Consider the following 8,746-nt stretch of genomic DNA (forward strand, 5'->3'; position numbering starts at 1 on the left):
GGGCGTGGGCGCGGCGGGGCAAACGGCCTATGTCATCCCCGCCCTTTGAAAAGCCCCCCCCCGGCTCGGCGAGCGGGCGCGCGGGGACGGCACCGCAGCGTACGACACCCCGACCTCTGGACCGGCCACTGTGGAACTTCTGACCAGCCCCATCCGTGACTATGCCTGGGGTTCGCGCACGGTGCTCGCCCAGTTGCAGGGGCGCCCGTCGCCCAGCGTCGGGCCCGAGGCCGAGCTGTGGATCGGCGCCCACCCCGCCGCACCCTCGACGCTCGACGGCGAGGACGGCCCGGTCAGCCTGGCCGAGGCGATCGGTGCCGCGCCGACCGGCTGGCTCGGCGCCGACACGGTCGCGCGGTTCGGCCCCCGGCTGCCGTTCCTGCTCAAGCTGCTGGCCGCCGAGGCCCCGCTCTCGCTGCAGGCCCACCCCGACCTGGAGCGCGCCCGCGAGCGGTTCACCGCCGGCGACCCCAACTACGTCGACGCCAACCACAAGCCCGAACTCCTCGTCGCGATCGAGCCGTTCGACGCCCTGTGCGGCTTCCGCGACCCCCAGCGGTCCGCCGACGCCCTGGAGGCCCTGGGCGGGCCGGCGCTCGCCCCCGTGGTCCAGCACCTCCGCCGCGGTGAGCTGGCCGACGCCGTCGAGTTGCTGCTCACCTGGCCCGGCAAGCGTGCCGATCTGGTCACTCTGGTCACGCAGGGCGACGGCGACCCGCAGGACCTGGCGCTGGTCCGCCGCCTCGCGGCCCACTACCCGAGCGACCCCGGCGTCCTGGTCGCCCTCCTGCTCAACCCCGTGCGCCTGGCACCGGGCGAGGCCGTCTGGATGCCGGCCGGCAACCTCCACTCGTACCTCAGCGGCGCCGGAGTCGAGATCATGGCCGCCAGCGACAACGTCCTGCGCGGTGGCCTGACCCCGAAGCGCGTCGACGTGGGCGAGCTGCTCCAGGTGCTCCGGTTCGAGGTGCTCGCGGAGCCGGTGGTCAAGCCGGTCGAGGTCGCACCGGGCGTGACGACCTGGCCCGTCCCGGTCGACGATTTCGCGCTGCACCGGGTCACGAGCCCGGCGCAGCTGTCCCTCGACGGCCCCGTCCTGGCCCTCTGCACCGCCGGCGAGGTCACCATCGGCGACGCGACGGGCGTGGTCTCGCTCACGTCGGGACGCACCGCGGTGGGCCCGGCGGGGGCCGGCCCACTCATGATCGCCGGGGCCGGTGAGGTCTTCGTGGCCTCGCTGGGCGACTGAGACCAAACCCGCGCCACACAAGCCAACGCGAGCCACAGCTCCCACCCGGCCGGCCTGTGGGCGGCGACCCCTACCTGCCCAGAGAACAGATCAGGAAATATCCGCATTCTCTTGACAGGGGCGATCGCGTGGTGTGACTCTATAACCACGCAGCGTTATCGCGACGAAGGTCCGAGTCACGCGCGGGGGAACCAAACCGGGGGGATGCACGGGGCGGTGAGGAGTCGAGCGGTTAGATCCGCCGACTACCCGCCGCCCCGTGCGCTATGCGCGGACGGGGGTCTCCGGTTCGGCCAACCGCAGGCGGCGGGCCCGCCGGGGTAGCGCTGCTCCGCATGCGCCCTAAGGGGCACCACCGCGTAAGCTCGAAGGTCGCGATCAGCCGCAGAGCAGCCCGAGACGCGACCGACTAGGAGCTTTCATGACCAGCACCCTTCCGGCGCACGGTGCGTCGACCGGGGACCGTCCGCGCACCCTCGCCGAAGGCGACTTCAAGGTGGCCGACCTCTCCCTCGCCGCCTTCGGCCGTAAGGAGATCCAGCTCGCCGAGCACGAGATGCCCGGCCTGATGTCGCTCCGGCGCGAGTTCGCCGCGGCCCAGCCGCTGAAGGGCGCCCGCATCACCGGGTCGCTGCACATGACCATCCAGACCGCGGTGCTCATCGAGACCCTCGTCGCGCTCGGCGCGCAGGTCCGCTGGGCGTCCTGCAACATCTTCTCGACCCAGGACCACGCCGCCGCCGCGATCGTCGTCGGCCCCGCGGGCACCCCGGAGGCGCCGGCCGGCGTCCCGGTCTACGCCTGGAAGGGCGAGACGCTCGAGGAGTACTGGTGGTGCACCGAGCAGGTGCTGCTCTGGCCCGAGGGCGAGGGCCCCAACATGATCCTCGACGACGGCGGTGACGCCACGCTGCTCGTACACAAGGGTGCCGAGTTCGAAGGTCTTGGGGCCGTCCCAAGCACGGAAACGGCCGACAGCGAGGAGTACGCCGTCATCCTCGGCCTGCTCAACCGCTCGCTGAGCGAGGACAACCGCCGCTGGACCAAGGTCGCCGCCGGCATCAAGGGCGTCACCGAGGAGACCACCACCGGCGTGCACCGCCTCTACGAGATGCAGCAGACCGGCAGCCTGCTCTTCCCGGCGATCAACGTCAACGACTCGGTCACGAAGTCGAAGTTCGACAACAAGTACGGCTGCCGCCACTCGCTGATCGACGGCATCAACCGGGCCACCGACGTGCTGATCGGCGGCAAGGTTGCGGTCGTCGCGGGCTACGGCGACGTCGGCAAGGGCTGCGCCGAGAGCCTGCGCGGCCAGGGCGCCCGGGTCATCGTCACCGAGATCGACCCGATCTGCGCGCTGCAGGCCGCGATGGACGGCTACCAGGTCGCCACGATGGAGGACGTCGTCGAGACGGCCGACATCTTCGTGACCGCGACCGGCTGCTTCAACGTGATCACCAACGAGCACATGGCGCGGATGAAGCACCAGGCGATCGTCGGCAACATCGGGCACTTCGACAACGAGATCGACATGGCCGGCCTCGTGAAGCGCGCCGACACGACGCGGGTCAACATCAAGCCGCAGGTCGACGAGTGGCGCTTCGAGGACGGCCACTCGGTGATCGTTCTGTCCGAGGGCCGCCTGCTCAACCTGGGCAACGCGACCGGCCACCCGAGCTTCGTGATGTCCAACAGCTTCAGCAACCAGACGATCGCCCAGATCGAGCTGTTCACGAAGATCGACGAGTACCCGGTCGGCGTCTACACCCTGCCGAAGCACCTCGACGAGAAGGTCGCCCGGCTGCACCTCGACGCGCTCGGCGTGCACCTGACCGAGCTGTCCAAGGAGCAGGCCGGCTACCTCGGCGTCGCGGTCGAGGGTCCCTACAAGCCGGACCACTACCGCTACTGATCAAAGTCAGGGACGATGGCCCTTCGCCGGTACGCCCGGCGGAGGGCCATCGTCTATCCGGGGACCGCGCATGCTCACCGACGCCGCCTTCACGCTCGGTGGAACGCCCACCACGTGGGCCGAGCTGCTCGGCTTCCTGACCGGCGTGCTCAACGTCTGGCTCGTCGCCCGCCAGCGGATCAGCAACTGGCCGGTCGGCATCCTCAACGTCGCGTTGCTGATGCTCGTTTTCTGGACCGCCGGCCTCTACGCCGACGCCGGCCTGCAGATCCTCTACGTGCTGCTGGGCCTCTACGGCTGGTGGTCCTGGCTCTACGGCGGCGAGCACCGCAGCCGCCTGCGGGTCGGTGACACCAGCCCGGGCGAGTGGGTCGCGCTCGCGATCGCCGGCGTGGCGCTGACCGCCGCCCTCACCGTCTTCCTCGACCGCGCCACGGACTCGACGGTCCCGTTCCCGGACGCGGTCACCACCACGCTGAGCCTGCTCGCCACCTACGGCCAGACCCGCAAGCGGTGGGAGAGCTGGTGGCTGTGGATCGCCGCGGATCTGATCTACATCCCGTTGTACGCCTACAAAGGCCTCTACCTGACCGCCGCGCTCTACCTGATCTTCCTCACGCTGTGCGTCTTCGGCCTCCGGCAGTGGCGCGCGGCCCGGCCGGCGGCACTGGTGCCGGCATGAGCTACCGGCACGGGCTCGTCGTCGGGAAGTTCTATCCGCCGCACGCCGGCCACCACACGCTGGTCGACCACGCCGCCGCCCGGTGCGCCGCGGTGACCGTGGTGGTCGCACCCTCCAGCCGCGAGTCGATCCCGCTCGACCTGCGGGTCCGCTGGCTCGAGGAGGCACACGCGGCCACGCCGCACGTCCGGTTCGTCGGACGCTACGACGACCATCCGATCGACTACGCCGACCCGGCCGCCTGGGACGCCCATTGCGCGCTGTTCCGCGCGGCCGCCGGCGACGCCGAGATCGACGCGGTCTTCTCCTCCGAGGCGTACGGGCCGGAACTGGCCCGCCGGTTCGGAGCGACCCATGTGCCGTTCGACCCGGCGCGCGCGGGCATGCCCGTCTCCGGCACGGCTGTTCGCGCCGACCCGGCCGGGCACTGGTGGGCGTTGCGCCCACAGGTCAGGGCCTGGTTCGTGCGCCGCGTCGTCGTGGTCGGCGCCGAGTCCACCGGCACGACCACGGTGGCGCGGGCGCTGGCCGCGCGCCTGCGCACGACCTGGGTGCCCGAGTACGGTCGCGAGCTGACCGAACGCAAGCTCGCCGCGCTCGGTGCGGGCGCCACCATCTTCGACGTCACGTGGGACGCGGCCGACTTCGTCGAGGTCGCCCAACGTCAGGAAGCCGCGGCCGACGAGGCGGCGAGGTCCAGCGGACCCCTGCTCGTCTGCGACACGGACGCCCGGGCGACCGCGATCTGGCAGGAGCGCTATATCGGCAAATCCTCCGAAAAAGTGCGGGGCCTGGCCCGCTGGCCGCACCTCTACCTGCTGACCGACCACGTTGGCGTCCCGTTCGAGCAGGACGGCCTGCGTGACGGCGAGCATGTCCGAGAGTGGATGACCGGCCGCTTCCGGGCCGCGCTGGCCGGTGCGCCGGTGCCCGTCGTCGAGCTGACGGGCTCCGCAGATGAGCGGCTCGAAACGGCGGCCAAGGCCTGCGCGAGGCTGCTCGAGCAGGGTTGGGACCTCGCCGACCCGCTCTAGTCCGGGCGTTTCTGCGACTGCTTGGGCCGTACCCAGGTCCACACGCAATAGATCAGCCAGGCCACCGCGAGTGCCGTCGCGAGTGGGCGCAGGTGCAGGGCGTTCAGCACGATCACCAGTGCCAGCACGGTCAGCCACGGGAAGAAGGCCTTCACGATCGAGGACGTTACCTATCCAACGTGAACTTGACTTCCCGCCGCACCGGAGAGAAGGTATGGCTGCCCTTACTTAGGTGTGCCTATCACCTAGCGTGACCGGAGCCCAACGCATGTTCGCCACGTACCTGATCGGCCTGCGCGAAGGACTGGAAGCGACCCTGGTGGTCAGCATCCTGGTCGCCTTCCTCGTCAAGTCGCAACGCAAGGACCGGTTGATCCAGGTCTGGGTCGGTGTCGCCCTCGCGGTCGCGCTGTCCGTCCTCTTCGGCTGGTTGCTCACTTACACGAGCACGTCGCTGCTGGCGGACTACCAGGACCGCGAGCTGTTCGAGGCGATCACCTCGCTCGCCGCCGTCGTGTTCGTCACCTGGATGATCTTCTGGATGCGCCGGGCCGCCCGGTCGATCGCCGGCGAACTGCGCACCAGGCTCACCGACGCGCTCGCCGTCGGTTCGATCGCCGTCGCCGTGATGGCCTTCCTCGCGGTGGTCCGCGAGGGGCTGGAGACCGCGCTGATCTTCTACTCCGCGGTGCAGGGCGTCGAGACCGACGGCGGCCCGTTGTACGCGCTGATCGGCGGCGTGGCCACCGCCATCGTGATCGGCGTCCTGCTCTACGGCACGGCCGTGCGGATCAACCTCGGCAAGTTCTTCACGTGGACCGGCGCGCTGCTGATCCTGGTCGCCGCCGGCATCCTCAAGTACGCCGTGCACGACTTCCAGGAGTCCGGCGTGCTGCCCGGCCTCAACACCCTGGCGTTCGACATCAGCGGCACGTTCGACCCCGGTTCCTGGTACGGCAGCCTGCTCGCCGGCATGTTCAACATCACCCCGGCCCCGACCGTCCTGGAGACGATCGCGTGGGTTGCGTACGGCGTGCCCGTGCTCGCGATCTTCCTGAAGCCCGCGAAGGCGAAGCCGAAGCCGGCAGCCGCACCGGCACCCACCGAAACCCCCAGCTCGGCGTCCACGCCGCAGGCCTGATCAGGAGTCCTCAGATGCGCAGCAGATACCTCGCGACCGTCGCGGTCGCTCTGTTGGCCGGCGGCCTGGCCGCCTGCTCCAGCAGCGACGACAGCGCCGGCGGCGACGGCGGTGCCGCCAAGGGCGGTCCGATCGCGGTCAACGCGAGCGACACCGGCTGCGAGGTCGGGCTCACCGACGTCGACGCGGGCCCGGTGCAGTTCAAGGTCACCAACAAGGGCGGCAAGGTCACGGAGTTCTACGTGTACGCGGCCGGCGACCGGGTCATGGGCGAGGTCGAGAACATCGCGCCGGGGCTGAGCCGGGACCTACACGTCGAGCTGCCCGCCGGCACGTACGAGACGGCCTGCAAGCCCGGCATGATCGGCAAGGGCATCCGCGGCCCGCTGAAGGTCAACGGGTCCGCCGCGCCGCTCACCGAGGACGCCGCGCTCAAGGACGCCACGACGAGCTACTCGCGGTACGTGAAGAGCCAGACCGACGCGCTCCTCCAGAAGACGCAGGAGTTCGTGGACGCGGTCAAGGCCGGCGACGTCGCGAAGGCGAAGGCGCTGTTCCCGGTCGCCCGCACCTACTGGGAGCGGATCGAGCCGGTCGCCGAGATCTTCGGCGACCTGGACCCGAAGATCGACGGCCGCGAGGAGGTCGTCGAGGAGGGCATGAAGTTCACCGGCTTCCACGCGATCGAGCGCGATCTCTGGAAGACGGGCGACATCTCGAAGTCCGGCCCGATGGCCGACGAGCTGATGGTCAACATCAAGGAGATCGTCGCCAAGGCCAACGCCGAGCAGCTCTCCCCGCTGCAGCTGGCCAACGGCGCCAAGGAGCTCCTGGACGAGGTGGCCAGCGGAAAGATCACGGGCGAGGAGGACCGCTACTCGCACACGGACCTGTGGGACTTCAACGCCAACGTCGAAGGCTCCAAGGCAGCGATCTCCGCGCTCCGGCCGGCCCTCGAGCAGCGCAACGCCGACCTGGTCAAGCAGCTCGACGCGGAGTTCGCCAACGTGGACACGGCCCTCTCGAAGCACCGCGCGGGCGACGGCTGGAAGCTGCACAACGAGCTGTCCAAGGACGACCTGAAAGCCCTCTCCGACGCGATCAACGCACTCGCCGAGCCGATCAGCAAGGTCGCCGCGGTCGTCGCGGGCTAGGAGGTTGCTCGTGAATCGTCGCAGCAGCGGGTTCTGGCCGGGCCGGCACGACGCCCGGCTGTGGGTGGAGGCGTTCTGATGGGTGTGACGCGCCGTCAGGCTATGACGATCGCCGGTGTCGGGGTGGCCGGCATCGCTGGTGCGGCTGCCGGTGCGTCGGCCGTGCTGGCCGCTGACTCCGACCCGGCCGCGACCGGGTCGGCGGCCAGTGGTGCCGTCCCCTTCTACGGCCGCAACCAGGCGGGCATCATCACGCCCGCGCAGGACCGGCTGCATTTCGTCGCGTTCGACGTGATCACCAAGGATCGCGACCGGCTCGTCACCATGCTGCAGGACTGGACGGCCGCGGCCGTCCGGATGACCGCCGGGCAGGATGCCGGGACGATCGGTGCGGTCAACGGCATACCGGAGGCGCCGCCCGACGACACCGGCGAGGCGCTCGACCTGCCGCCGGCCGGGTTGACGCTGACCGTGGGCTTCGGGCCCACGCTGTTCCGCGACGCGAGCGGCGCCGACCGGTTCGGGCTCGCCGCGAAGCGCCCCGCCGCGCTCGCCGACCTGCCGAAGTTCCCGGCCGACGCGCTCCAGCCCGAGATCTCCGGCGGTGACCTGTGCGTGCAGGCGTGCGCCAACGACCCGCAGGTGGCCGTCCACGCGATCCGCAACCTGGCCCGCATCGGCATGGGCGTCGTCAGCGTGCGCTGGTCGCAGCTCGGTTTCGGCCGCACCTCGTCGACCTCCAAGGAACAGGCCACCGCGCGCAACCTGTTCGGCTTCAAGGACGGCACCGCCAACCTCAAGGCCGAGGACACCGCGCTGCTCGACGAGCACCTGTGGGCCCGCGCGGGCGATGGACCGTCCTGGATGGACGGCGGCTCCTACCTGGTGGCCCGGAAGATCCGGATGATCATCGAGACCTGGGACCGCACGTCGCTCGGCGAGCAGGAGGAGATCGTCGGCCGGGCCAAGGGCAGCGGTGCGCCGCTCGGCCAGCAGAACGAGTTCGACGAGCTCGACTTCACCATCAAGGGCCCGCAGGGCGAGCCGGCGATCGCCGACGTCGCGCACGTGAAGCTGGCGCACCACAGCCAGAACGGCGGCGCCCGGTTGCTGCGCCGCGGCTACAACTTCGTCGACGGCTCCGACGGTCTCGGCCGGCTCAACGCGGGCCTGTTCTTCATCTCGTTCCAGCGCGACCCGCACAAGCAGTTCGTGCCGATCCAGCTGCAGCTCGCCCGCCACGACATCATGAACGAGTACATCCGGCACGTGTCGAGCGCGCTGTTCGCCTGCCCGCCGGGGGTCACCGACGGCGGCGACTACTGGGGTCGGGCGCTGTTCAGCTGACCGCGGACCCGGCAGGGACGGGCCCCCCGGGGCCCGGCCCGGTGTCTGGCGGGAGCGACGGTCGCGCCCCCGACGGACCCGAGCCCGTGGTGGGAGACAGTTCCGGCGCCCGGCCCAGCAGCGCCTCCCGTTGCGCCGCCTCGGCTGGTCGCCGATGCTCGGTGAGCTGCCGGACTCGGCGAACACCACCTCGCCGGCGACGAGGTAGAGGCAGTCGTCGGTGC

8 protein-coding genes are annotated in these 8,746 nt (G+C 70.5%); 7 read left to right on the plus strand and 1 reads right to left on the minus strand.

The genetic code is table 11. The features are described 5' to 3' along the window. Positions 1-130: 130 nt before the first annotated feature. The 4 genes from manA to AB0H87_RS33320 all read left to right on the plus strand — a co-directional run bounded on the left by manA (position 131) and on the right by AB0H87_RS33320 (position 4,880). Positions 131-1,249, plus strand: a complete 1,119-nt coding sequence (manA, locus tag AB0H87_RS33305) for a mannose-6-phosphate isomerase, class I (protein ID WP_360154822.1) — start codon at positions 131-133, stop codon at positions 1,247-1,249. Positions 1,250-1,670: 421 nt separating this feature from the next. Then, the gene (gene ahcY, locus AB0H87_RS33310; protein WP_360154825.1) at positions 1,671-3,164 is read left to right on the plus strand and encodes an adenosylhomocysteinase; all 1,494 of its coding nucleotides are present in this window, start codon (positions 1,671-1,673) and stop codon (positions 3,162-3,164) included. Between the two features lie 70 nt (positions 3,165-3,234). Beyond that, positions 3,235-3,846, plus strand: coding sequence for a nicotinamide riboside transporter PnuC (pnuC, locus tag AB0H87_RS33315; RefSeq protein WP_360154828.1), 612 nt, complete (start codon positions 3,235-3,237; stop codon positions 3,844-3,846). After that, positions 3,843-4,880 (plus strand): AAA family ATPase, encoded by a 1,038-nt coding sequence (locus AB0H87_RS33320; RefSeq protein ID WP_360154831.1) that lies wholly within the window; start codon positions 3,843-3,845, stop codon positions 4,878-4,880. The genes pnuC and AB0H87_RS33320 overlap by 4 nt, the downstream gene beginning before the upstream one ends. Here the strand turns inward: AB0H87_RS33320 and AB0H87_RS33325 are convergent. Further along, positions 4,877-5,035 (minus strand): hypothetical protein, encoded by a 159-nt coding sequence (locus tag AB0H87_RS33325; RefSeq protein ID WP_360154834.1) that lies wholly within the window; start codon positions 5,033-5,035, stop codon positions 4,877-4,879. The genes AB0H87_RS33320 and AB0H87_RS33325 overlap by 4 nt on opposite strands. Positions 5,036-5,148: 113 nt before the next feature. Here AB0H87_RS33325 and efeU point away from each other — a divergent pair, with 113 nt between their 5' ends. The 3 genes from efeU (at position 5,149) to efeB (ending at position 8,522) form a co-directional block, all read left to right on the plus strand. Then, positions 5,149-6,021 (plus strand): iron uptake transporter permease EfeU, encoded by an 873-nt coding sequence (gene efeU, locus AB0H87_RS33330; protein ID WP_360154837.1) that lies wholly within the window; start codon positions 5,149-5,151, stop codon positions 6,019-6,021. A gap of 14 nt (positions 6,022-6,035) precedes the next feature. Next, complete coding sequence (gene efeO / locus AB0H87_RS33335; protein WP_360154840.1) at positions 6,036-7,175, plus strand: iron uptake system protein EfeO; 1,140 nt, start codon at positions 6,036-6,038, stop codon at positions 7,173-7,175. A gap of 78 nt (positions 7,176-7,253) precedes the next feature. Continuing rightward, positions 7,254-8,522, plus strand: a complete 1,269-nt coding sequence (efeB, locus tag AB0H87_RS33340) for an iron uptake transporter deferrochelatase/peroxidase subunit (protein WP_360154843.1) — start codon at positions 7,254-7,256, stop codon at positions 8,520-8,522. The last annotated feature ends 224 nt before the right edge of the window (positions 8,523-8,746 follow it).

It is taken from the genome of Asanoa sp. NPDC050611 (assembly GCF_040654855.1).
Lineage (GTDB): Bacteria > Actinomycetota > Actinomycetes > Mycobacteriales > Micromonosporaceae > Asanoa.